This is a genomic window from Desulfovibrio simplex (assembly GCF_055387835.1).
Genome location: NZ_AP042377.1, coordinates 3,272,615 through 3,296,134 on the forward strand (window position 1 = coordinate 3,272,615; position 23,520 = coordinate 3,296,134).

The following is a 23,520-nucleotide window of genomic DNA, read 5'->3' on the forward strand; positions in this document are numbered from 1 at the left end:
GGACATACAAGGGAATATGACCCGCGCGTGACGCGAGGTCCGCAACGCCCTGAAATCCCGCCCAGATATGTTTGTGGGGATGGGCTCCGCGGGATCAGGCTTTGCCCTGTTCGTCGGGATTGTAGTTGCGCAGTCCGTTGAAGACCCAGATTCCCAGCAGGCACACCAGAAACGCTGCGGACAGCAGCACCGTGCTGTGCGCGGCGGAAAAGGCCGCCTGTCCGGCCTCTGCAATGGCCCTGCCCTGTTCTCCGCCTGCCAGTTCCGCTGCCACCATGGTGTCGCTGATGGAATCCGCGACGCTGTGCGGCAGGCTTTGCCGCAGCTGTGCCGGCAGCCGCAGGGCGGAACTGTAATTGGCGGCCAGCAGCACGCCAAAACCTGTGATGCCGAGTCCCGCGCCCAGGTCATAACCCAATGCCTCAATGGACCCTGCGGCTCCGCCTTTTTCCGGCGGCACGCTGCCCATGATGGCAATGGACGAGGCCGTCAGGCCGATGCTGAGTGAAAGGCCCAGCACCACCATATAGGAAACCACAAGCCAGCCCGCGTCGTGAAAGCTTGCAAGGCCAAGCCCGGCAAGGCTGGCCCCTGCGGCCAGCAGCGAGAGCGTGCAGACCTTTCGCAAGCCCCCGAAGACCACCAGCTTTCCTGCCAGCGGGCCGCCCACGGCGGAGGCCGCCATGATGGGCAGCATGAAGATGCCGGCCTGCAAAGGCGTGCGGCCAAGAACAAATTGCAGTTCCTGGGCGATGGTCAGTTCCACGCCAGCCAGTGCGCCCGAAACGATAAGGGCTGTCACAAGGCCAACGCGGATGGCGGGCAGCCGGAAAAGCCCCAGGTCAAGCATGGGCGTGCGCGCTGTGAGCTGGCGGTGGACAAAAAGCGTCAGCAGCGTGACGCCGCAAACCAGCGCGCCGCCGCACAGCAGAAGTGACGCGCCCTGTTTGAAGACGGCCTTTACCGCATACACCGTGGCCATAAGGCCCGCCGCCAGCGTGAGCGCCTGGCCGATGGGCCATGCGCCGCGCATTTTTACTTGTGGCTTGGGCAGCAAAATGGCCGCCAGGGGTAAAATGCCCAGAATAACGGGCACATTGATGAGAAAGACCGAACCCCACCAGAAGTGCTCAAGCAGAAGGCCGCCCGCCAGAGGCCCCATGGCCGCGGCCACGGTGCTCACCGTGCCCCAGATGCCCAGGGCCATGGCCCGTTCTTTCCAGTCCTCAAAGGTGATCCGTATGATGGCCAGCACGCTGGGCACGATCATGGCCGCGCCCACGGCAAGAAGCGCCCTGGACATGATCAGGGCCCTGGCCGTGGGCGAAAAGGCCGCGGCCAGCGAAGCGACCAGAAAGATAACCAGCCCGACCAGCAACAGCGCCCGTGGGCCCATGCGGTCGCCCTGCGTGCCCATGGGCACCAGCAGGCTGGCCATAATCAGGGGATAGATATCTATGATCCAGAGGATTTCCGTGCCTGTGGCCTGTAAGGAAAGCGTCAGCGAGGGCACGGCGATATGAAGAATGGTCATGTCCGTGGCAATGGGCAGCCATGCCACCATGACGGCCATAAGCACCCGCCAGCGGGCAGCCCTGTTGAGGCCCTTCTGGACAGGAGCGTTTTGCGGGGGCGCATTATGCGTATCAGGAGTATCCGTATTCATAAAAACTTGTGAAAGGTTTTTGTCGCGGCGGCAGCGCCGGGGGGGCACTGCCGCCGCAGTTTCAGCTTTTTTGCCGGTTGCCGCCTCCGGCCAATGGTCTGCCCAGCAATGTTACAATCAGTACAAAGAACAGCGGCGTAAAGTAAATGCCAAGCGCGGTTGCCGTAAGCATGCCCGCCATCACCACAGTGCCCAGGGCGTTCTGCGCTCCGGCCCCGGCCCCGCTGCTCAGCGCGAGAGGGATAACGCCCAGGATAAAGCACAGGGAGGTCATGATGATGGGCCGCAGCCGCAGGCGTGACGCCTCAATGGCGGCAGCGACCAGACTTTTGCCGGCCCTGTGCTGGGCGCGGGCGAATTCCACAATCAAAATGGAATTTTTGGCGGACAGGCCCACAATGGTCAGCACCGCAATCTGAAAGTAGACGTCATTGTTCAGCCCGCGCAGCCAGGCCCCGGCAAGCGCGCCCACAAGGCCGGTAGGCACGGCCAGCAGCACGGATACGGGGATGCTCCAGCTTTCATACAGGGCCGCAAGGCTGAGAAAGACCACCAGCAGGGATATGGCATAGAGCATGGGCGCCTGATCGCCCGAAAGCATCTCTTGATAAGATAGTCCTGTCCAGGCAAAGTCAAATCCCGCTGGCAGGTCTTTGGCGCTGGCCGCCATGGCCTTCATGGCCTGGCCGGAACTTTGCCCCGGTGCCGCGTCGCCCTCTATTTTCACCGCGGGCACGCCCTGATAGCGGGTGAGCTTGGGCGAAGCGTTGATGGATTCCACATCAATAAAACTGGCAAAAGGAACCATTTCACCCACACTGTTGCGCACATGATAGCGGCGAAAGTCTTCCGCGCTGGAGCGAAAGGCCGGTTCCGCCTGCAGGTACACCTTCTTGGTGCGGCCCTTGTCCACAAAGTCATTGATGTATTCCCCGCCCCAGTATGCGCCGATGGCCCCGTTGACCACGCTCATGTCCAGGCCCAGAGCCCCGGCCTTGTCGCTGTCGACAATAAGGCGGTACTGCTCGGCGTCGTCCAGGCCGCTGTACCGGGCAGAGGCGATGGCCTCCTGAGTGGCGGCCTTTTGCAGCAGGGCGTCCTTGGCGGCCATGAGGGCATGATGCCCCCTGTTGCCCCTGTCCATCAACTGCATGCTGAATCCGGAGGAATTGCCCAGCTCCATAACCGCAGGGGGAGCCATGACAAAAAGCAGGGCTTCGGGAATGTTCGCAAACCGGGCATTGGCCCTGTTCATGATGTCAAAAACCCCTTGCCCCTTGCCGCGCTCGTTCCAGTCCCTGAGCAGGGCAAAAGCCATGCCCGAACCCTGGCCCGTGCCGCTGAAGCTCCAGCCCATAACAGTAAATACACTTTCAACAGCTTCTTTTTCGTCCTGGCGAAAATAGTCTTCCACCTGCGCCAGCACCTTGGCCGTGCGCTCGAAGGAGGCCCCAGGCGGCAACTGGAGATCGAGAAAAAGTATGCCCTGATCTTCTTCCGGCAAAAACGCGCCGGGCAACTGGAACAGCAGGACGGCGCATATGGCGAGTCCCGCCACAAAGAAGCCGACCCAGCGCCTGGGTTTGTCGAGCATGGGGCGCAGGCTGACGGCGTAGCGCCGCGTCAGGCGGTCGAACCAGCGGTTGAAGCGACCAAACAGGCCTTCGCCCTGGCCGGGGGCGTGCGTGTGCAGCATGATGGCGCACAGGGCGGGCGTGAGCACAATGGCCACAAGAACCGACAGCACCATGGATGTGACGATGGTTATGGAAAACTGGCGGTAGATGACGCCTGTGGACCCGGACATGAAGGCCATGGGCACAAAAACGGCCGAAATGACCACGGCAACGCCCACCAGAGCGCCCGTGATTTCCCGCATGGACTTGAGCGCGGCATCCCTGGGGCTGAGCATTTCATCCCGCATGAGGCGTTCCACGTTTTCAACAACCACAATGGCGTCGTCCACCAGCAGGCCGATGGCCAGCACCATGCCGAACATGGTCAGGGTGTTGATGGAGTGGCCCGCCAGCGACAGCACGGCGAACACGCCCAGCAGGACAACTGGCACGGTGATGGCGGGAATGAGCGTGGAGCGGAAGCTCTGCAAGAACACAAACATCACGGCAACCACAAGGGCCACGGCCTCCAGCAGGGTGCGCACCACCGAACTTATGGATTTTTCCACAATGGGGGCCCTGTCGTCGGCAAAGGCATACTGCATGCCCTGGGGAAAAAAGCGCGAAAGGGAGGCCAGTTCGGCCTTGATGGCGTCCGTTGTTTTTATGACGTTGGCCCCTGAGGCCAGCTTTACGGCCACGCCCACGGCGGGGTGGCCGTTGAAGCGCGATTGACCCATAAAGGTTTCTTCATTGATCTCCACGCGGCTCGCCTGGCCGAGCCGCAGCACCGAACCGTCGGCCTCGGTGCGCAGACGTATGCGCTGGAATGCATCAACTGTCTGCAAGCGCGACGCGGCATTGACCGTGATGCTCGTTTCCTGCCCCGGCAGGGCGGGCGCTGCGCCAGTCTGACCGCCCGCAACCTGCGCGTTCTGCGCCTGCACGGCGGCCACGATGTCCTGCGGGTTCAGGCGGAATTGCTCCATTTTCGCCGGGTCGCACCAGATGCGCATGGCATTGACACCGCCATATAGCGTGGTGGAGCCGACGCCTTCTACCCGGTTGAGCTGGTCTATGAGGTTGCTGGCCACATAGTCGCTGATTTCGCCCGCGCTCATTGAGGCGTCATCAACATAAAAGGCTATGGTCATAAAGGAGTTTTCCACTGCCTTGCTGACCTGCAAGCCCTGGCGCTGCACGGATTCCGGCAGCATGGGCATGGCCTGCTGCAACTTGTTCTGCACCTGCACCTGGGCAATATCGATATTGCTGCCCGCCTCAAAGGTGAACACCATTTCCACGTTGCCATACGAATCGCTGGACGAATGCATGTAGAGCAGGTTGTCGATGCCCTTCATCTGCTGCTCGATGAGCTGGGTCACGCTCTGGTCCACAGTGGCCGCCGAAGCGCCGGGGTATTGCCCGAAGATGGATATCTGCGGCGAGGCTATGTCCGGGTACTGGGCAACGGGCAGACTGCGCAGGGCAAGGCCCCCGGCCAGCATGAGCAGAATGGCCAGTACGGTGGCGAATATGGGTCGGTTGATAAAGAACGCGGCCATCTAGCGCCCACCCTGATTTTTGTGGCTGTCCTGCGTGTCGGCCCTGGGCTGCGCGCTGACTTGCGCGCCGGCCTCCGCCTGCCACAGGGTTCCGGCGGCCTTGCCGCCGGGTACGGCTTTTTGCAGCCCCTCAATGACCACGAGGTCGCCGGCTTCAAGGCCGGAACGCACAAGCCAGCGGTTGCCGTGGGGGCGGTCAAGCTCCACATTCTTTCTCCGCACCGTAAAGACCGGGGCCGCGTCCTCGCCTTGTGGCGGCGTTTGCGGGCCTTGCAGGGTCATGACAAAATGGCGTCCCTCACTGTCAGCCATGACAGCGCGCTGGGGAACAAGAAGCGCGTTTTCGATGACGCCTTCTTCGATCAGCACTCTGGCATACATGCCCGGCAAAAGCAGGCCTTCGGGATTGGGAAACAGGGCGCGCAGGCTCACGTTGCCGGTGGACTGGGCCACGCTTATTTCCGCAAACAGCAGGTCGCCCGTAATCCACTGCGTTCCGCCCCCTGCCGTATCCGCCGTATTGGCCGCCCCATGCGCATTTGGCGTATCCGCTGCCAAGGGTGCTTTCACCATGTCCGCCACCGCCGTAGCAGGCGTGCCCGCCGCATTTTGCGCCCCCGCTGCATTTGGCGCATTTGGCGCGGCGTAAGGCGTGCCGTCTTCAAGAATAAGGCGTGCCCCGCTGGAGCTCTTTCCCCAGGCCGGGCCAAGGGACGCGGCAAGGCGGCGCAGGCGCAGCATGCTGGCGCTGGGCTGCGTGATGTCCACATACACGTGGTCGATCTGCTGTATGACCGCCAGAGGGCTTGTCTGCTTGGCCGTGACAAGCGCGCCCCGCGTGACGGCGGATCTGCCGATCTTGCCGGCCACAGGAGCCTTGATGCGCGTGTAGTCAAGATTGATCTCCGCCGTTTCAAGCGCGGCACGTGCCCTGGCCACGCGCGCCCTGGCCCGGCCGAGTTCGGCCTGCACATCGTCCAGTTCCTGCTGGCTCACGGCATTGGCCCTGGCCAGCACCCTGACGCGGGCTTCGCGTTTCTGCTGGGCCGCGGCGTGAACCTGGGCTTCCTCCAGTTCGGCTTTGGCGGTATTTCTGGCTGCCTCGTATACGGCCGGGTCTATCTGGTAAAGCGTCCGCCCTTTGGCCACAACCGCCCCTTCTTCAAACAGGCGTTGCTGGATGATGCCGTCCACCTGCGGGCGCACTTCGGCCGTGACAAGGGCCGCCACACGACCGGGCAGTTCACTGGTCAGCACAAGACGTTCGGGAGTAACGGGCAGATAGCGCGCTTGCGGCGTGTCGGTTGCGGGGAGTTCCTGGTCGCTGCAACCGGCCTGCAGCAGGCAGAGGCAGAGCAGGGCGGTCAGGACGGCGAGAAGTCGGGCGTTGCGGGGTCTAGCGGCATTTTTGGTTATGGTCATCGTTTCCTCTTGAGGCGGGCGCTACGCCATTTTCTGGCTATTCATCTTGCTATTAATCTTGCTTTTCACAGTGGCGTCGGTCACCATAAGGTATGGAGTAACTCCAGAGTCAAGGGGGACGCATGAAGTATTTGAGCACGGGAGAATTCGCCAGACTGTGCGGAACGCGAAAAGACACCTTGCTGTTTTATGACAAGGAAGGATTGCTGAAACCGCGCATCGTGTCGGAAAATGGCTACAGACGCTACTACATCGGGCAGTTTTATGAATTTGACATGGTGACCATGCTCAAGGAAACGGGCAGTTCGCTGAAGGAAATTCGCGCCTTCATGCAGGAACCCGATCCGGCGGGCCTGCTGACGCATCTTGAGGGAAAAAAGCGGCTTCTGCACCGGGAGCGCATGCGTATGGCCGCCAGGCAAAAAATGCTCGAAGCGACCATAGCCTTTGGGCATGAAGCGCTGAACGCCCGTTATGACGTTCTGGATCTTGTAGAAATGTCGGAAGAGCGGCTTGAAATGACGCCCGTGAGCGAAGAAGACCAGACAACCGAAGAAGGTTCCATTGAAATATTCGCCGAATTTGTGGAAAAGTTTGAAAAGCAGGGGCGTCCTGTGCCCATGCCTCTTGGTTTTATGACCGAAAAGCAAAAGATTTCCAGCCGCGTGTATCTTGCGGATTATTTTTTTTGCGGCGCATCAAGGGAAACCAGCCGCGAAAATATGAGCATCCGGCCAGCCGGACTGTACGCGAGGCTGTACCACAAGGGCGCCCCCCAGAGCCATGCAGAGGCCTACAGCCGCATGGTGGACGCCATCAAGCAGCGCGGCTGGGTCATCAATGGTCACATGTACGGCTATGACATGGCCAGTTACATCGTTTCGGCAAACCCCCTCGAGTATGTGGCAAAGTACTGCGTTTCGGTATGCGCCACCGGGGATGAGGCTCAGGGGCCGGGGCATGCGCAGGATAGGGCTTAGGGGCAGGAATAGGGCAGCGTTAGATCATGTACCCTTTTTTAAAGGTAACATGCCCTGAAACACGCTAAGAGTTTTGGGGGGTGGTGGTGTGGGGGAGGAGACCCTTTTGCAAAAGGGCTCCTCCCCCGCAAAGCATTTCAAAGCCCCATTGCAGCGTCTTGCGCTGCAATGGGGCTTTTTTTAACAGCACGCGCCTGTTACGGGCGGCTACTTGTTCAGTTTTTCGGCAATGAGCTCACGAATGATCTTGCTGAGGCCGGGCAGGTCGGGCTTGGACACCTGCTTGTCTGCCCCCACCTTGACGCCCTTGGCGTACAGGGCCTCGGTGATGAGCGAAGAAAAGAGGATGATGGGCAGGGTGTTCATGCCGGGAGTGTCGCGAATTTTTGCCGTGAGCATGTGGCCGTCCATTTCGGGCATTTCGATGTCCGAAATGACCAGATGAACGATGTCGGTAAGTTCCTTGCCCTGGGCCTGGGCCTCGTCGCGGGTTTTTTGCAGAAAATCCCAGGCCTGACGCCCGCTGGCCACAGCCGTGACCTGAAAGCCGGATTTTTGCAGCGAGGATTTGATGATGTGGCGCAGTGAATTGGAGTCGTCGGCCACAAGCAGATGAAACTGGGCCGCGCCCTCAACGGGCGAGGTATCCACCTTGATCTGCGACATGTCCAGCGTGCTGTCCAGGCTGGCCAGAATTTTTTCCATATCCAGGATAAAGAGCACTCTGTCCTGAATGCGCAGCACTCCGGTGATGCTGTCGCGCGAGTAGGTCTGCACGTACTGGTTCGGCGGCTCGATGCGGTCCCAGGTCATGCGGTGGATACTCGTGACGGACGAGACCAGAAATGCCGCCTGCACCCCGCTGAACTCCGTTACGATGACCTTGGCGTTGGACTCTTCGGCCATGGTTTTGCCAAGCCATGTGGCAAGATTGAGGATAGGCAGCACCTTGCCCCGCAGATTGAAGGTGCCGAGCACCGAAGGGTCGCACTTGCTGGGCACGCTGGTGATGTTGGGCAGGCGAATGATCTCGAGCACTTTGGCCACGTTGATGCCATAGTGCCCGCTGTAGGTGCTGCCGTCCGGCTGCTTCTCGTCGATGATAAATTCAATGATCTCAAGTTCATTGTTGTTGACGTTGAGCAAGCTGTTCTGCGACATGGCTTTCTTCCTGTCTATCCGAGCCGGTTGAACGGCTGAGTCTTGTTCAAAACGTGGGGGGGAGCACCTGGTAAATAGTCTGGCGCTGCTGTTCTCATCGGCCAGAAAACCGAACTCTTAAGGCGTGGCCGTTTTCTTGCGTTGCGGGCGCGGCGTTTTGGGGGGCTCAAGCTTTGGGCAGAACTCCGCCATTTCACACCGGCCGCACAGGGGCTTGCGCGCCTCGCACACTTCACGGCCAAACCAGACCATGCGGTGGTTCACATCGCCCCAGTCCTCACGCGGAAAAAGCTTCATGAGGTCGCGCTCAATGGGCACCGGGTCGGTTTCTTCAGTCAGTCCAAGGCGGTAGCTGATGCGTTTTACGTGCGTGTCAACAGCAAGCCCTTCATTGATGCCAAAAGCCCCGAACAGCACCACATTGGCCGTCTTGCGCGCCACGCCGGGCAGGGTGATGAGTTCTTCAAGGGTTTTGGGCACCTGCCCACCGTAAACGTCACATACGCGGGCAGCCGCTCCCAACAGGTTTTTGGCCTTGCTGTGGTAAAACCCTGTGGGGCGGATGACCGCCTCTATTTCCTCAATGCCTGCTTTCGCCATCTCTCCGGGGCCGGGCCAGCGGCGGAACAGTTCCGGAGTGATGGTATTGACCCTGGCGTCTGTACACTGGGCGGCCAGCACCGTGGCTACCAGCAGTTGCCAGGCGGTTTCGGCGTCCAGATGGGTGTGCGGTTTGGGGTAGCGGGTCCGCAGCGCCTCAAGAACTTTTTGCGCCCGGGCCGGGCGGGTGTTCTTCGTGCTCATGGTTGACATATGCCACAGGCGCAAACTGCCCGCAAGTTTTACGCGGGATGCGTTGGCCCGTCGTGCGGCATTCACGGGATTGCGGTATGGCAGGCGTGGTCCGTCGCGAATCAGGCTCCGGGCCAGCGGTGCCAGCCACTGGCAGATACTGGCTTGTCGCGGGCCAGAGTATGGGCCGGCCGTAAACAGGCAAACGCCTGTGCGGGCCTGTCGCGGGCCGATATCGGGTCCGCGCAAAACAGCCTTGGGGCTTGCGGGCCGCCAAGGCGGCCCGTCCCAGAGTAAATTTGTACATGGCTGCCCGGCCTTTGTTTTTTTGCGCGTTTGCGTATAAACTTGCCGCCAGATACCCACAGGCGGAGGAAGACCATGTCCTTTCTGGTTTACGTCACTGCCCCCGATGAAGCGCTTGCCCTCGTGCTTGCCAGAACGCTCGTGGGCGAAGGGCTTGCCGCCGGAGTCAACATTGTGCCCGGCGCGCGCTCCATATACCGCTGGCGCGGTCAGGTGCATGACGCCGGAGAATATCTGCTTGTGGCCCAGGTGAGCCGTGCGGCCCTGCCAGCCTTTGAGGCGGCGGTAAAGCGCCTGCACAGTTATGAGGTTCCCTGCATGGTGGCGGTGCCCATTGAGGCGGGGCACGGACCTTTTCTGGACTGGATTGAGGAAAACAGCCGTCCGCCCGAGCTTGCAGACGACCAGAGCATTTAACCGTGAAATGCTCGCTTACGGCAGGCACAAGCCTGCCTGCTCGCATTTCGTGGCAAGGATTTTCCTGAAAATCCCTGCAGGGCAGTTAACCCATTTTACTCGTTAACAGTTCTAGAGCAAATTTTTTTTGAGAATGTATGTTCTCAAGGATTGAAAGCGCCCGCTTCGGCGCGTGACAGCGCGGATACTTGGCGCTTGCGCCTTTATGGCGCACGCCCTCACGCAGTGCGGCGGCTTATGGGGTTTGCGCCACCTGTGCGGGCCACACGCGGGCCAGCCGCGGGCTAGGCGCATGTCCGCGCATGTCAGGCGCGGTGAGAGCACAAGGGCGGATTTTTCAGAGTAAAAGCGCTTCAGGCGTGTATGGGCTGGCCCGGTGCGTCACCGGAGCACCCCAATCAAAATGTTTTTCACCATATAACGCGAGGACCCTATGGCCATTTACGTTTCCGGTTCGCTGGCCTTTGACCGCATTATGACCTTTCCCGGCAACTTTCAGGATCATATCCTCATGGACAAGCTGCACATGATCAATGTCAGCTTCATGGTGGACGGCATGGACGAAAGGCGTGGGGGCTGCGCGGGCAATATTGCCTATACCCTTGCCCTGCTGGGTGAAAAGCCTGTGATTGTGGCGGCGGCCGGACGTGATTTCGAATCCTACGCCCTGACGCTGGCCGCCCACGGCCTGCCTCTGGACGGCATACGCCGTGCGGACGACGTGTTTACGGCCCTGTGCTACATCACCACGGACATGAACAGCAACCAGATCACCGGATTTTATCCCGGCGCCATGACCCTGTCCGCGGAGTATGCTTTCCCAGGCCTTGACGCCCGGCAGGACCTTGCCATCGTATCCCCCGGCAATGTGGAAGACATGCGCCGCCTGCCCCGCCTGTACCGTGAAAAGGGCGTGCCCTATATTTTTGATCCCGGCCAGCAGTTGCCCGTGCTCACCAGCGAGGAACTGCTTGACGCCATTGAAGGCTCGCTGGCCTGCATCACCAACGATTATGAACTGAACATGATCTGCAAGGCCACGGGCAAGAGCGAGGATGAGATCGCGGCGCGCACCCAGTGGCTTGTGACCACTCTTGGCGCGGAAGGCGCGCAGGTGCGCGGCAATGGCGAAAACATCCGCATCGCGTCCGTGCCCATCAGCAAGGTGCTGGATCCCACCGGTGCGGGCGACGCTCACCGCGCGGGACTTATCAAGGGGCTGGTGCATGGCCTTGCCATGCCGGAAGCCGCCAGGCTTGGTTCCGTCAGCGCGAGCTTTGCCCTGGAAAAGCTGGGCACGCAGGAACACACATTTACGCCCGCAGATTTTTGCCAGCGGTACGAGGCCGTTTTCGGGCCGGTGCCCAAGGGCATTTGGGGCGTATAACACTGCCCGGCAGCAGGCGGCCGGGGCGGAGCAGAAACCTCGCGCCCGGCCTGCCTGCCCTGTCATGAGAGGAGACAGCATGCAGCATACCCTGCCGCAAGGCATAAGGGTCCTTTTTGTTTCAGGCTTCGGCCCCGTGGTAGGCAGGCAGCAGGAGAGCGAGCGCCTGTACAGGGATCTGCTCGGCCTGCCGCTTGAACACACAGAGGGTTACGACGGATACTGGCACACGCAGGCTGTGGACGGCGTGAAGCATTTTGCCCTCTGGCCTCTGGACAAGGCCGCGCTTTCCTGCTTTGGCAGCGCGCAGTGGCCGGAAGACGTTCCGGCGCCGCAGGCGTGGCTTGAGCTGGATGTGGAGGATATTGAAGCAGCCACCCGACTGCTGGAAGAAAACGGCTATACCCTGCTGGTTCGGCTGCAACTGGAACCCTGGGGGCAGACCGTTACCCGTTTTCTCAGCCCGGAAGGCCTGCTCATGGCCATTGCCCACACGCCTTTTCTGCGGGACGGCCAATAACCCTCCCTGCGCCCCCGTGCCCTCGTGTCCGGCGGTGGATGGAGCAAATCGTCTGACCACTGAAGTGGAGTCCCCTTTTACAGATACGCGCGCTGGATCAGGTTGCTTTTGAAATGCTGCACATTCTCACTGTTTCCTATGTGCCCGCTTTGGCGCATAACAGGGCAGATAACGCCGTGCCTGTGCCTTCACGGCGAGCGCCTGTTCGTGCGGTCGCCAGAGCAATTGCAACGTGAAATCGCTCTATGATACGGGGATTCTTTTCCAGACTTTGCCGGAGGGATCATGCTGTACATCACTCTTATAATTCTGGCGGGTTTCCTGACGGCCATGCAGTCGCCCATCAATGCGGCCCTGAGCCGTACGGTGGGCGTGCTGGAAAGCAGCTTCGTCTCTTTTGCCGGCGGGGCGCTGTTACTTGGGCTCGCCATGCTTTTTTTCGGGCGCGGGCAAATCTGGCGGTTAACCGAAGCGCCTCCCTGGCAGTGGATAGGCGGCATTTTAGGGGCCGCCATGGTGCTGAGCAGCATAATCGCCGTGCCGCGCATTGGAGTGCTGGTCACGGCCCTGGCCATGATTTTCGGCAACCTGCTTATGGCGGCCATTATTGACAATTACGGCTGGTTCGGTGTGCCTGTGACGCCGTTCGGCTGGCGCAGGCTTTTGGGCTTTGTTCTGGTGCTGGCCGGGCTGGCTCTGGTCTATCGGCGCTAGGTGTAACACGGCGGGGCGTGAGCCTTCCGCAACGTGGCGCCCCCGTAATTTCCAGGCAGCGGCACCCTGGGTGCGGGGAGGGACGAACTGCCGTGCAGGCGGTAGTCTGGCCGTTTGCCATCGTAAAGAAACGCGTCGGGACTGCGCAAGGTGCCTGCGTGAAGGCGCAAACGCTGGTTATCTGGCGGTTACGCGGCGTGTCGGGCGTTCCGGAAGCTTTGAGGATGTCTGTTCTCAAAGCTTCTTTGCCCTGCTGTGGCAAGACATACAACCAAGGATGGATCATGCGTGTGGATGCGGTAAAGGCCGTGCTGGCAAATTACGGTCTGGCTGAGGCCTATATGGAATTTGAGGTGTCGAGCGCCACTGTGGACCTGGCCGCAGCGGCGGTGGGGTGTGAGCCGGGGCGTATTGCCAAAAGTCTCTCCGTCATGGGTGTGGACGGCCCCATGGTGTTGGTGGTCATGGGCACGGCCAGGCTGGACAACCGCAAGTTCAAGGATGTTTTTGGCTGCAAGCCCCGATTCATCAAGCCTGAAGACCTGCCGGACATGGTGGGGCATCCCATGGGCGGCGTCTGCCCTTTCGCTTTGCACGACACAGTGCGCGTGTATCTTGACGCGAGCCTCAGGCGCTTTGACCCCGTATACCCTGCGGCTGGCGCGCCCAATAATGCGGTACGCCTGACGCTGGACGAGCTTGAGCGCATCACCGGGGGAACCTGGATTGACGTGTGCAAGGAGGACCAGCCAGCCTGAGCGGGCCGGACGCGGTGATGCACAAAACGGGGCGCAGCCGCATTCTGGCGCTGGCCCTCTCGCTCCTGGAGGCCTTCAGGTTCTGCGTGTTGCCAACGCCGGAGCGGGAGCCTTGAAAAGTAGCGAGAAGATGTGTTCGCACGGCAAGGGGAGCCCGGAACAAAAAACCTTTGCCAATGTATATTCACAAAGGTTGAGGACGCCGCTTCGGACGTGACAGCGCGAACGACTGGCGCAAATAACCGGCACAAACAGCTGGCGCAAACGACTGGCACAAATAATTGGCGCGGATGCCCACAGCCTGCGTCTGCACGGCGAGCGTCAGGCCATGCGGCCGCAGGGCGGTTTTCAACGACAAGCTGTTTTAAGGAACCGCTGATTAAATGGCTCCCATAATCTTGTAAGCAATGCCTGGAAATGCTGAGTTTTCGTGTTTGGCTAGGCGCGAGCCATTTTTGAGGGGGGCTGGACTCTTCCGTCCTGCCTCCCTCAAAAACGGCGAAGCAACAACGCCAAGCGCGAATAAATCAGTATTTCCTTAAAAGTGCCGCCTGTGATGGCAGCCCTCGTGACCACAGGGCTGATCCGAGCCTTCGCAAAGTTTGTATTCGCCGCCCTCTATGCGCAGCATCTTACCGTTGACCAGGGCGTCGGCCAGTTTTTTGCGCGCCTCCGCGTAGATGCTCTGCACGGTGGTGCGGGCGATCTCCATTTTTTCGGCGCAGGCTTCCTGCGTAAATCCTTCCAGATCGATCAGGCGGACGGCTTCATACTGGTCCACAGTCATGACCACAGCTTCAGCGTGCGTGCCGTGCATGCCGTGGCCGCCGCGCCCGCCGTGACTTCCGCGTCCGCCGCGCCCCGATCCGGGGCCGCCGGGGCGCATGCCGCGTCCAGATGCGCCCCCCTCCGGCGCGGGGCCGCCGTCAGGCCCGACCATGGGGCCGAAACAGGTGCTCTGGGGCATGCAGCAGACTCTGCGCCATTTTTTGGGTCTTGGCATGGGCTTCTCTCGGTAACTCGTGAAGCCGCCCCGGTTGGGAGCGGCCTTTTGGCATCAGGCGATGCAAACGGGTAATGAGGGCAGGATACCCTTAATCGTCCGTGCCGTCACCTGCGGGGTTCGCGGGGGCAGATCCGGGGAGCGTGCTCCGGCTCTGGGACATGCCGCTGCGGCGCCGGCACTGACCCATGGCCTGTCCATAACCCTGCCCGTTGCGCCCACGGCCGCCGTTGCCGCCATGGCGTCGGCACTGGGGCATGTCCATGTTCTGAGCATCCTGAGGCATTCCCACGTCCTGGCCATTCTGGCGCATACCCATGCCCTGACCATAGCCTTGCCCGTCGCGCCCACGGCCGCCGTTGCCGCCGTGGCGCCGGCACTGGGCCATGCCCTGTCCGTCCTGGCGCATATCATCAGCGGCGAACCTGCCGCCATGCATGCCGCCACGCCTGCCGCGACCCGTCGGGCGGAACTCCTGAGGATTGTTCTGATTGTCATTGTACATATAGCATCTCCTTGATGTTGATTAGTTCTGTTGTTGGCTGTTGCATGCGCCCATGGACGCATGGTTATTATCGACATATGTCAAAAATAACGTACAGTCTGTTTATGGCATATGTCAATAACAAAATGTCAAAATATCGAAAATTCTCTGCCCGGTGGCTGCAAAAACGCGCGGGCGGACAAGGATGTTTTTTTAAACCGGCAGGTTGTCTGGAAGAAAAAATTGCCAGATCTGCGTAATCACCATGTGGCAATTCCAGGTGAACAGTTCTGGCGGCTGCGTCGGTGTTCGCCAGTGTCCAACGAAATGCTGTTGAAGGGTGCTGGCCGCGGCGCGGGCGTTTCCCGTGAAGGCCGCACGCCGGCTGCCTGTGCAGGTGCTGGCATGTCCGAGACGGGCGCGCCCTGACGTTAAGGATATAGGATTTCAGGTGAGGGGGATTCAGGCAAAGGTGCTGGCGAACCTTTGCCTGAGCGCGGTTGCGCAAGGTTCAGCCAGACCATACAGATATGCGAAGTGCCATATTCATTTTGGGAATAATGAAAATGACAATCATTCTGGAAAGTTTTGCGCAGGAGCCCCGCAAGGGAGCGTCCTGCGGCGTCTGCGGGCGGCTTTACCTTGGTTTTGTTTTATGGCTAACTTGGTGCAAACCAAGGAGAGAACATGCGTACATATTTGCAGTTCATCAACGGTAAACTGGTTCCCGGTCTGTCGGACACCATGATAGAAGTGGAAAATCCCTCAACCGGAAAAATAATGGCCCATACTCCCAATGGCGGGCGCGAAGACGCCATGGCCGCCCTTGAGGCCGCCACCAGGGCGCAGAGCGGCTGGGCCGCCCTGACCTCGGCGGCCCGTGCGGAATATCTGAAAAAAATTGCCGCCGTCATACGCAAACACCGCCTTGATCTGGGCCGCATTCTGGCTGAGGAGCAGGCCAAGACCCATCCCCTGGCGCAGGTGGAAGTGGATTTTACGGCAGACTACTTTGACTATTATGCCGGTTGGGCGCGCATCTATGAAGGAGAGATCATCCAGAGCGACCGCCCGCGCGAAAACATCCTGCTGTACCGTCAGCCCATTGGCTTGGTTGTGGGCATCTGCCCCTGGAATTTCCCCTTCTTTGTCATGGCCCGCAAGGTCGCCCCCTCCCTTCTGGTGGGCTGCACCGCCGTCATCAAACCCAGCAGCGTGGCCCCGGCCACCACAATGGAATTTGCCAGGCTGGTGGCCGAAGAGGTGGATCTGCCCGCGGGCGTGCTCAACATCATCACGGGGGGCGGCGGCAGCATGGGCGAGGCCCTGGCGTCCAGCCCGCAGGCGGACATGATTTCACTCACCGGCAGTGTTGAGGCCGGGCAACGCATTATCGCCGCCAGCGCGGAAAATGTTACCAAGGTTTCGCTGGAACTGGGCGGCAAGGCCCCGGCCATTGTGTGCCAGGACGCGGATCTGGATCTGGCCGTCAAGGCCGTCACAGCCTCGCGCACCATCTTCAGCGGTCAGGTGTGCAACTGTGCCGAGCGTCTGTATGTGCATGAGAGCATTGCCGACCAGTTTACGGAAAAACTGGCCGTGGCCTTTAACAGCGTACGTATGGGCAACCCCTTTGATGATCCCGCGCCGGACATGTGCAGCCAGATCAGCGCCGAACACCTTGAGAAGATCGAAGGCATGGTGAAGCGCGCCCAGGCCGACGGCGCGGAAACGGTCACTGGCGGGGCACGCGCGCCAAAGGGAAGCGGGTATTTCTATATGCCTACCCTGCTGCGCAACTGCCGTCAGGATATGGAGATCGTGCGTAAGGAAGTGTTTGGCCCTGTGCTGCCCATGCTGCCCTTCCGCGAGCTGGATGAGGCCATCGTTCTGGCCAATGACTGCGAATACGGCCTGACCTCGTCCATTTACACGAGCAACATTTCCAACGCCCTTGAGGCGGTCAACAAGCTGAAGTTTGGCGAAACCTACGTGAACCGCGAAAACTTCGAGGCCATGCAGGGGTTCCACGCGGGCTGGCGCAAGTCCGGCATAGGCGGAGCCGACGGCAAGCACGGGCTTATGGAATATCTGCAGACCCACGTGGCCTACATTCAGTATTAGGGAAACGCTGATTTGTTCCGTTTGGCGGCGTTGCTTCATTTTTTTTGAAACAGTCGAGGACGGAAGAGTCCACTCCTGCTTCAAAAAAAGATCGCGCCTTGCCAAACGAAACAACTGCGCGTTTCCAAAAGGCTCTTTGATAAGTGCTTCCTTAGACAGTGTGGTCACGAGCGCCGTTACAGTTATCTTTGCGTCGAACGTCGCCTTTTATTCCGGTCGAGTACCATCAGAGTACACTCCCTGCATAAAAGGCTCGTTCTCCTTGATATAACTGAAAATTCATCTCGTGACGACACTGTCTTGAACAGTCTGCGGATGAAAGGAACTACCGGCTCTTTACGGAGAAGCCAACTGAACACGCCAGGCTGAAATGCTCAAGTAACTCTCGGCGTCGGGCTGTGGAAAACACCATTGGCCCCGAAAGCTGGCAGACCATAATAAACTAGCAGGCCGAAAAACGGACAGCTCGAAAAAAACACTGGAGAAGCCGGAAGGCTTCTCCAGTGTTTGCGTTCACGCCTCTGGGCAGAGTTACGTTGGGAAAGTGCTTGAAGACGTTGCCGCTGCCCCGCCCCAGATCAGAAAATTCATTGGTATATACGAAAATACACCAGGAGTTTTAGGGGGTGGGGGTGTGGGGGAGGAGACCCTTTTGTAAAAGGGTCCCTCCCCCACAAAGCATTTCAACCACAAAGCATTCCAGCGAAACCTTGCCCCGGAATATGCCCGACAGGCATACCCGCAGGCCCGCCCGGCAGACACTTCCGTTTGGCCGCCGCTACTTCGTAAACAGGATAAGGGCGATCATATCCAGGTCTTCAGTGCCGCTGTTAAGGATGCCGTGCACTTCACCGTCATTACAGACAGTGACGTCGCCGGTTTTGACCTGTACGGACGCGCCGTTGTCGTCATAGGTGCCCTGGCCTTTGAGCACATAGTAGATTTCCAGTTCGCCATTGTGCTTGTGGCTGCCAATGGCGCAACCGGGTTTGAGGTTCACCACGTTGAACAGACGGCCCTTGCCGGCGAGGCCTTCTTCATTGACGATCTTGGTGAACTTGGTGGTTCCGGGACCGCCGAACATTTCTTTTTCAAATCCGTCCAGAGCGTCAGCGCGATAGATCATACGTTCTCCTTGTGCCTTGTGTTTGTCTGCGGCCCTGGTGGGGCAGCAGCCGTGACGCAGTACGGTCCCGGGCGGTGGCGGGCCGGGCCGGACGCGTTCTGCCTTGCCTATGATTCGTCTTCGTCATCTTCAGCCTTGCTCTGTTCGGGCTTGGCCGTTGCGCCTTCCGCTTCCGTCGCCGGGGCGGATGGCCTGCGCCGGGGACGCCTGGTGGGCCGCTTGCCCGTCGGCTGTTCCGATGACGGGCGGGGGCTTTTCAGGCGGGGCGCAATATCCTTGATGTGGACATCCAGCTGCGGGAAGGCCACTTCAATACGCTGCTTGCGGAACTCTTTTTCTATTTCCAGGCGGATGTCCGACGCGGTGGACGTGCCCACGTCATAGTCGCGTACCCAGAAGGACAAACTGAAATCAAGGGTGCTGGCGCCAAAGTCGGCAAAGTTCACGGACGGCGGGGGATACTTGAGCACATTGCTGTTGGCGTTGGCCGTGGCCAGCAAAATGCGCATGACAACGGCAGTGTCGCTGCCGTAGGCGACGCCTATCTTGATCTCCTTGCGTACGGTGCGGCTGTTGCGCGTCCAGTTGATGAGGCGGCTGGCCACAAATTCCGAGTTGGGCACGATGATCAGGGCATTGTCAAAGGTTTCCACCATGGTGGCGCGCACGCTGATCTTGCGTACCCGCCCCTGGGTGCCGCCCACTTCCACCACGTCGCCAGCCTGCAGCGTGCGGCTGAAAATCAGGATGAGGCCGGAAAGGAAGTTGTTGACGATGGTCTGCATGCCAAAACCGATACCCACGGAAAGACCACCAGCCACCATGGCGAGGTTGCTCAGTTCCATGCCAAGGGCCTTGAGTACGAAAAGGCCGAAGAAGCACCAGAGGGCGTAGGAAAACGCCGTCTGTATGGGGGGAATGAGCGTGGCGTCTATCTGCAGGCCCTGCTTGGGCAGGCGGCCCAGAAAGCGCGAACCCATGCTCACGGCTGTGCGCGTGATGTAGAAGGCGCTGACGATCATGAGCAAATGCAGGATGTTGAACTGCGTTGCCCCCACATTGACGCCCCGCAGGATGTAGTATTGCAGCAGGGGCAGGCCGCCGGGCAGGGTGCCCACCCACAGGGTGACGCCCATAAAGGCCACAACCAGCACCACGGGAGCGGCCAGGGCCACGGCCATGTGGGCCAGAGCGGCGCGCACGCCCTCCTGGGGCAGCTTTTCGCTCACGGTGGTCACAAAGCTCATGCCGCCCAGCGACAGTTGCAGCGCAAGGGAGCAGGACACAAAGCAGAGGTAGAGCACCATGCTGTACAGGTGCAGGCCGAAAATGGCCATGACGAGGCATATCCACAGCACCACGGGTTCTGTTTCCAGTACCGACGTTTCCGCGTGCAGGGGGCCGAGGTCCTGTTCCTTGCGGCGGCGCATGCGGACAATGTCCACAATGAGCAGGGCCATCCAGATAAGAACCACCAGCGGCTTGACCAGCGGCAGGTACAAAAGCACATAGGCGCACAGAGTCAGCGGGATAAGATGCCAGAGGGGCGAGCGCTCAAGCTGCACCTCGGGATATTTGAGCCGCCGCAGATCCCAGGCCAGATATATCTGGGCCACAATGAGGCTCAGGTTGCCGAATGCCAGAAACAGCCTGAAAAACTCGCCCGACGCGGACAGAGAACTGCCAAGAAGAGCCAGGCCCACACAAAGCCAGGGCAGGCTTACATGAAAGATGTGTTTGACAGCCGGAGAGGATTTTTCGTGGAGCCAGCGGCGTGAGAACATCACGGTAATGACGCCCGTGAACAGCAGGCAGACGAAAAACCGCAGAATGGCCGTGCCCCAGCTTTCCAGCGTTATGGGCACTTCAACGGGAATGCGCAGCAGCATGCCCTGGTAGGAATAGGTCATCTGCTTGGAAAAGTCCGTCCAGGCCGACGTGCTGAGCCAGGGAACCGGCTTTTGCAGGTAATAGTCCTTCCACAGGGCGGGAAGCTGGGTGGCGATTTCTTCACGGGTTTTTTCCAGCCGGTTGAGCAGGGCCAGCGAAGGGGCCAGAGCCGTGTCATACTGGGCCAGCACCGCCGTAAGCCGCAGGCGGGTCATGGCGAGCGAGCGGATGTATTCCTGCATTTCCGTGCTCAGGCGCTCGTCGTGCAGGTCTTCGGGCAGGCTGTCGGCAAGATAGCTGATGCGTTCGAGCAGGGCCTGCGACTCGCCCCTCGCAGCCATCATGGGCGCGAGAATCTTGTTCACTTCGGTTATGGTCACTGTCAGCCGGCGGCTGACGGCCTCCATAGCGTTGGGCCAGTTTTTGTAGGTGTTGCTCAGCACAAGCAGACGGCGCGCCTCTTCAATAAAGGGCTGCACCTTCTCGCTCACGTTGAAGGCGCGGTCGCCAAAGGAGTCGCTCATGGCCAGAGCCTTGGCGTTGACCTCATCGAGCATGTTGTGCTGGTTGCTCCAGACCATTGACCAGGGGTCGTGGAGCACGCCGCTTTTTTCCTCTTCCGGCTCGGCCGCCTGTTCGCCGGCCTGGGCTTCTTTTTTGTCGGCTCCGGCAGGGCGGTCTTCACCCTTGTCGGCCTTGGGCGCGGCGGTCTCTTTTTTATCGGCCTTGGGCTTGACCGGGGCCTTTTTTTCGGCCTTGGGCTTGGCGGGCTCTTTTTTATCGGTTTTTTCCGGTTTTTCGGCCTTTTCCGGTTGCGGGGCGGAGGGTGCCGCTCCGGAGTCGGCCGGGGGCGTGACAGGCGAAGCAGAGGCGGCCGGAGGCACGCCTTCGGGGCTTACAGGCACGGCAACCGGGGGGGCCGGCTGCGCGGCGGGCGCGGGCGTTGTGTCGGCGCTACTGGCAGGGCTGCCGCCTGCGGGGGCGGCATTGTCCTGTTTGGGTTTTTCGGCGGCGGTGGCGGCCGGTTCCTGCGGCGCGGCAGCGTCGGCGGCCAGCGCCCGCTGTTCCGTCACGAAACAGCACAGGATCAAAAGAAAGAAGGCAAAAAAACGGGATATGGAGTGCATGAGCAACCTCAAGGGATATGCCGGATTTTTAGTCACTGCCCGAATGGGGATTTCTCCCGTGGGCGGCAGGAAAACGGCGTGACATCATTGCCATTACACCGTTCTGAATGCATACGCCAAGATCCAGGCTTTGAAAAGAGCGCAGGGGCGGCAGAAGCCCGGCGGCCTTTGCACCATGCCTCCTGATGCGGCGGTCTTTGCGCCATGTCGTGATGACGTGGCCGCTTTGCCGCTGGAGCGTGGAAGAGCCGCATGGCCGCGCGGGAGGGCGCCATGCCGCAAAAAACAGGCGCGCGAGGCATATCCACGCGGCAAAATTGGACGGAGCAGCGGTTTTCAAGGCTGGCCGCAGGCCCTGGGGCGCGGCCGGGGCTGGACAAGGCGACCGCTCAGCGGCATATTCGGCCAATGGAAAAACCGTCAGTTTCAGCCCATGCCGTGCCCGTGGCTCTTGCCCGTTGCGAAGGTTACGACCGCCGATCCCTTGACCAGCTGGTGGGAGAAGTGCTGGACGCCGCCCGCATTGCGCAGTCCTGCTCCCTCAAGGTGGGAACCAAGGTGCTTGTGAAGCCCAACCTGCTCATGGGCAGGCCGCTGGCGTGCACGTCGCCGGGGGTGGTGGCCGCCGCCTGCCGCTGGCTGCGTGACCACGGTGCGCAGATGGCCGTGGCGGATTCGCCGGGGTTTGGCCGTGCCGGGTCGGTGGCGCGCGCCATCGGGCTTGAGAGCGCCCTGCGGCCCTTGGGCCTTGAGGTGCGCGAGCTCGACAGGCCGGTGCCCGTGACGCTACCCCTGCCCCAAGGCTCCCGATCAGGGCATTCCGGCAAGGGAGGGGCGCGCTTTCATGTGGCGCGCGCCGTGCAGGAGTGCGATTTCATTCTTTCCCTGCCAAGGGTCAAGGCGCACAGCCAGATGCTGCTTACCCTGGCCGTCAAGAACTGTTTTGGCTGCGTGACCGGGCTGCACAAGGCTGTGGCCCATGCCCGCGAGGGGCGCGACCCAGAGTATTTTGCGGACTGCCTGGCCGCCCTGTGGGCCGCCCTGCCGCCAGTGGCGGCCCTGTCCGACGGCGGCGTGGCCATGCACGTCACCGGGCCGTCCGGCGGCAAACCTTTTGTGCTGCATTTGATGGGGGCCAGCGCCTCAGCCGTGGCCCTGGACGAAGTCCTGTACGCCGTCTTCGGGCTTGCGCCCGAGGCCGTGCCTCTTGGGGCCGCCCTGGCGCGCCGCAAGGCGCAGGGCAGCGCCGCGTCGGGCACGGAAGTGACCTTTCCCCTGCTGCGGCCCGAAAATTTCGACGCTCGCGGTTTTGAGCTGCCCAAAGAACTTTCCCACACCTCTTTTCATCCCGCACGCTTTGTGCAGAGCTGCATACGCCGCGCCATCGCAGCCGTAAAAAAATAAGGGAGCCGAACATGCCCAGAATTCTTCCCGGTGAAACGGATATATATGCCATCACGGATTCGCGTCTTTCCCTGGGCCGTCCGCTTGAGGAAGTGGCCTCAGCCTTGCTGGGGGCTGGCGTACGCATTTTGCAGTACCGCGAAAAGTGCTTCAAGGGCGGTGAAATGCTTGAAGAGTGCCGCCTGCTGCGCCGCCTGACCAGGGAGTCAGGAGCCTGCTTTATCGTTAATGATCATATTGACATAGCCATGCTGGTGGGGGCTGATGGCGTGCACGTGGGGCAGGAGGATCTGCCTGTGCCCGATGTGCGCAGCCTGGTGGGACCGGACGTGATCATCGGGCTTTCCACGCATGAGCCGGAGCAGGCACTGGCGGCCAGGGGCCTTGGGGCGGACTATCTGGGCGTGGGACCCATTTTTGCCACGCAGACCAAGGAAGACGTGGTGGCCCCTGTGGGCTTTGACTATCTGGACTGGGTTGCCGCCAATAGTGACCTGCCCTTTGTGGCCATTGGGGGCATCAAGACCCACAATATCGGCGATGTGGCGCGCCATGGCGCGCGCTGCTGCTGCCTTGTGTCCGAACTGGTGGGCGCGCCTGACATTGCCGCCAGCGTGAGGGCCGTGCGCGAAGCCATGGCCGAGGGTTTGCGCGGCTAGACAAGGCTCAAGCTTACTGGAGCAGATTAACTTTGAAATGTTTCACATTTCAAAGTGTTCATTCAGCCGAAAAATGCGATTTGCGGCTGAATCCACGCCACGTTGTGGCGCGCTGCACTTTCGTGCAGCGTTAGAGCATTTACACTTTTTCAAAGTTGAAATGCTCTAAGCTTTACCAATGGCGGGGCGCTCTGTTGCTGACGGGGCGTCCCGCCTTTGTTCATGCGCCTGCCGCGTTTGCGGCGTGCCTTCACTGCGGGGTGGGCATAGATATTTGTGATGGTGTACTGCCTGGAGGCAGCTTTTTGGATCGCCCGCTTCAGGTCAAAAACTCGTTGTAATATGTTAAAATATACTAAGAGGTTCAGGGGGTGTGGGTGTGGAGACCCTTTTGCAAAA

The 23,520-nt window shown here is 60.4% G+C and carries 18 protein-coding genes; 9 read left to right on the forward strand and 9 right to left on the reverse strand.

Annotated elements, in window-relative coordinates; translation table 11 throughout:
- Window positions 1-94: 94 nt before the first annotated feature.
- The 3 genes from ACZ5DH_RS13300 to ACZ5DH_RS13310 form a co-directional block, all read right to left on the reverse strand.
- A complete protein-coding gene (locus tag ACZ5DH_RS13300) occupies window positions 95-1,666 on the reverse strand; it encodes an MFS transporter (RefSeq protein ID WP_464254731.1) in 1,572 nt (523 codons plus the stop codon).
- 61 nt (window positions 1,667-1,727) lie between these two features.
- Window positions 1,728-4,847 (reverse strand): efflux RND transporter permease subunit, encoded by a 3,120-nt coding sequence (locus ACZ5DH_RS13305; RefSeq protein ID WP_464254732.1) that lies wholly within the window; start codon window positions 4,845-4,847, stop codon window positions 1,728-1,730.
- Window positions 4,848-6,269: an efflux RND transporter periplasmic adaptor subunit gene (locus ACZ5DH_RS13310; protein WP_464254733.1), complete on the reverse strand. Its 1,422-nt coding sequence runs from the start codon at window positions 6,267-6,269 to the stop codon at window positions 4,848-4,850.
- A gap of 122 nt (window positions 6,270-6,391) precedes the next feature.
- On the opposite strand from ACZ5DH_RS13310, the gene ACZ5DH_RS13315 reads away from it, so the two are divergent.
- Window positions 6,392-7,249, forward strand: coding sequence for a MerR family transcriptional regulator (locus ACZ5DH_RS13315; RefSeq protein WP_464254734.1), 858 nt, complete (start codon window positions 6,392-6,394; stop codon window positions 7,247-7,249).
- 207 nt (window positions 7,250-7,456) lie between these two features.
- Here ACZ5DH_RS13315 and ACZ5DH_RS13320 read toward each other — a convergent pair whose 3' ends face one another.
- Both ACZ5DH_RS13320 and nth read right to left on the reverse strand, forming a co-directional pair.
- The gene (locus ACZ5DH_RS13320) at window positions 7,457-8,410 is read right to left on the reverse strand and encodes a chemotaxis protein (protein ID WP_464254735.1); all 954 of its coding nucleotides are present in this window, start codon (window positions 8,408-8,410) and stop codon (window positions 7,457-7,459) included.
- 117 nt (window positions 8,411-8,527) lie between these two features.
- Window positions 8,528-9,214, reverse strand: a complete 687-nt coding sequence (gene nth, locus ACZ5DH_RS13325; protein WP_464254736.1) for an endonuclease III — start codon at window positions 9,212-9,214, stop codon at window positions 8,528-8,530.
- Window positions 9,215-9,583: 369 nt separating this feature from the next.
- Here nth and cutA point away from each other — a divergent pair, with 369 nt between their 5' ends.
- From cutA to ACZ5DH_RS13350, 5 genes are all read left to right on the forward strand, one after another.
- Window positions 9,584-9,925 (forward strand): divalent-cation tolerance protein CutA, encoded by a 342-nt coding sequence (gene cutA, locus ACZ5DH_RS13330; protein ID WP_464254737.1) that lies wholly within the window; start codon window positions 9,584-9,586, stop codon window positions 9,923-9,925.
- A gap of 433 nt (window positions 9,926-10,358) precedes the next feature.
- Window positions 10,359-11,312, forward strand: coding sequence for a carbohydrate kinase family protein (locus tag ACZ5DH_RS13335; RefSeq protein ID WP_464254738.1), 954 nt, complete (start codon window positions 10,359-10,361; stop codon window positions 11,310-11,312).
- 79 nt (window positions 11,313-11,391) lie between these two features.
- A complete protein-coding gene (locus tag ACZ5DH_RS13340) occupies window positions 11,392-11,832 on the forward strand; it encodes a VOC family protein (protein WP_464254739.1) in 441 nt (146 codons plus the stop codon).
- Window positions 11,833-12,117: 285 nt separating this feature from the next.
- Window positions 12,118-12,546, forward strand: a complete 429-nt coding sequence (locus tag ACZ5DH_RS13345; RefSeq protein ID WP_464254740.1) for a DMT family transporter — start codon at window positions 12,118-12,120, stop codon at window positions 12,544-12,546.
- Between the two features lie 284 nt (window positions 12,547-12,830).
- Window positions 12,831-13,304, forward strand: a complete 474-nt coding sequence (locus tag ACZ5DH_RS13350) for a YbaK/EbsC family protein (RefSeq protein WP_464254741.1) — start codon at window positions 12,831-12,833, stop codon at window positions 13,302-13,304.
- A 538-nt stretch (window positions 13,305-13,842) separates the two neighbouring features.
- Here ACZ5DH_RS13350 and ACZ5DH_RS13355 read toward each other — a convergent pair.
- Both ACZ5DH_RS13355 and ACZ5DH_RS13360 read right to left on the reverse strand, forming a co-directional pair.
- Window positions 13,843-14,307, reverse strand: coding sequence for a DUF134 domain-containing protein (locus tag ACZ5DH_RS13355; protein WP_464254742.1), 465 nt, complete (start codon window positions 14,305-14,307; stop codon window positions 13,843-13,845).
- A gap of 91 nt (window positions 14,308-14,398) precedes the next feature.
- Entirely contained in the window at window positions 14,399-14,812 is a 414-nt protein-coding gene (locus tag ACZ5DH_RS13360) for a hypothetical protein (protein WP_464254743.1), read from the reverse strand.
- Window positions 14,813-15,478: 666 nt separating this feature from the next.
- Between ACZ5DH_RS13360 and aldA the strand changes: the two genes are divergently transcribed.
- Window positions 15,479-16,915: an aldehyde dehydrogenase gene (aldA, locus tag ACZ5DH_RS13365; protein ID WP_464254744.1), complete on the forward strand. Its 1,437-nt coding sequence runs from the start codon at window positions 15,479-15,481 to the stop codon at window positions 16,913-16,915.
- A gap of 778 nt (window positions 16,916-17,693) precedes the next feature.
- Here the strand turns inward: aldA and ACZ5DH_RS13370 are convergent.
- Window positions 17,694-18,041: a cupin domain-containing protein gene (locus ACZ5DH_RS13370; RefSeq protein WP_464254745.1), complete on the reverse strand. Its 348-nt coding sequence runs from the start codon at window positions 18,039-18,041 to the stop codon at window positions 17,694-17,696.
- Window positions 18,042-18,148: 107 nt separating this feature from the next.
- On the reverse strand, window positions 18,149-21,058 hold the full coding sequence (locus ACZ5DH_RS13375) for a mechanosensitive ion channel family protein (RefSeq protein WP_464254746.1): 2,910 nt from the start codon (window positions 21,056-21,058) through the stop codon (window positions 18,149-18,151).
- 273 nt (window positions 21,059-21,331) lie between these two features.
- Between ACZ5DH_RS13375 and ACZ5DH_RS13380 the strand changes: the two genes are divergently transcribed.
- Both ACZ5DH_RS13380 and thiE read left to right on the forward strand, forming a co-directional pair.
- Window positions 21,332-22,462 (forward strand): DUF362 domain-containing protein, encoded by a 1,131-nt coding sequence (locus tag ACZ5DH_RS13380; RefSeq protein ID WP_464254747.1) that lies wholly within the window; start codon window positions 21,332-21,334, stop codon window positions 22,460-22,462.
- 11 nt (window positions 22,463-22,473) lie between these two features.
- The gene (gene thiE, locus ACZ5DH_RS13385; protein ID WP_464254748.1) at window positions 22,474-23,121 is read left to right on the forward strand and encodes a thiamine phosphate synthase; all 648 of its coding nucleotides are present in this window, start codon (window positions 22,474-22,476) and stop codon (window positions 23,119-23,121) included.
- Window positions 23,122-23,520: the final 399 nt, after the last annotated feature.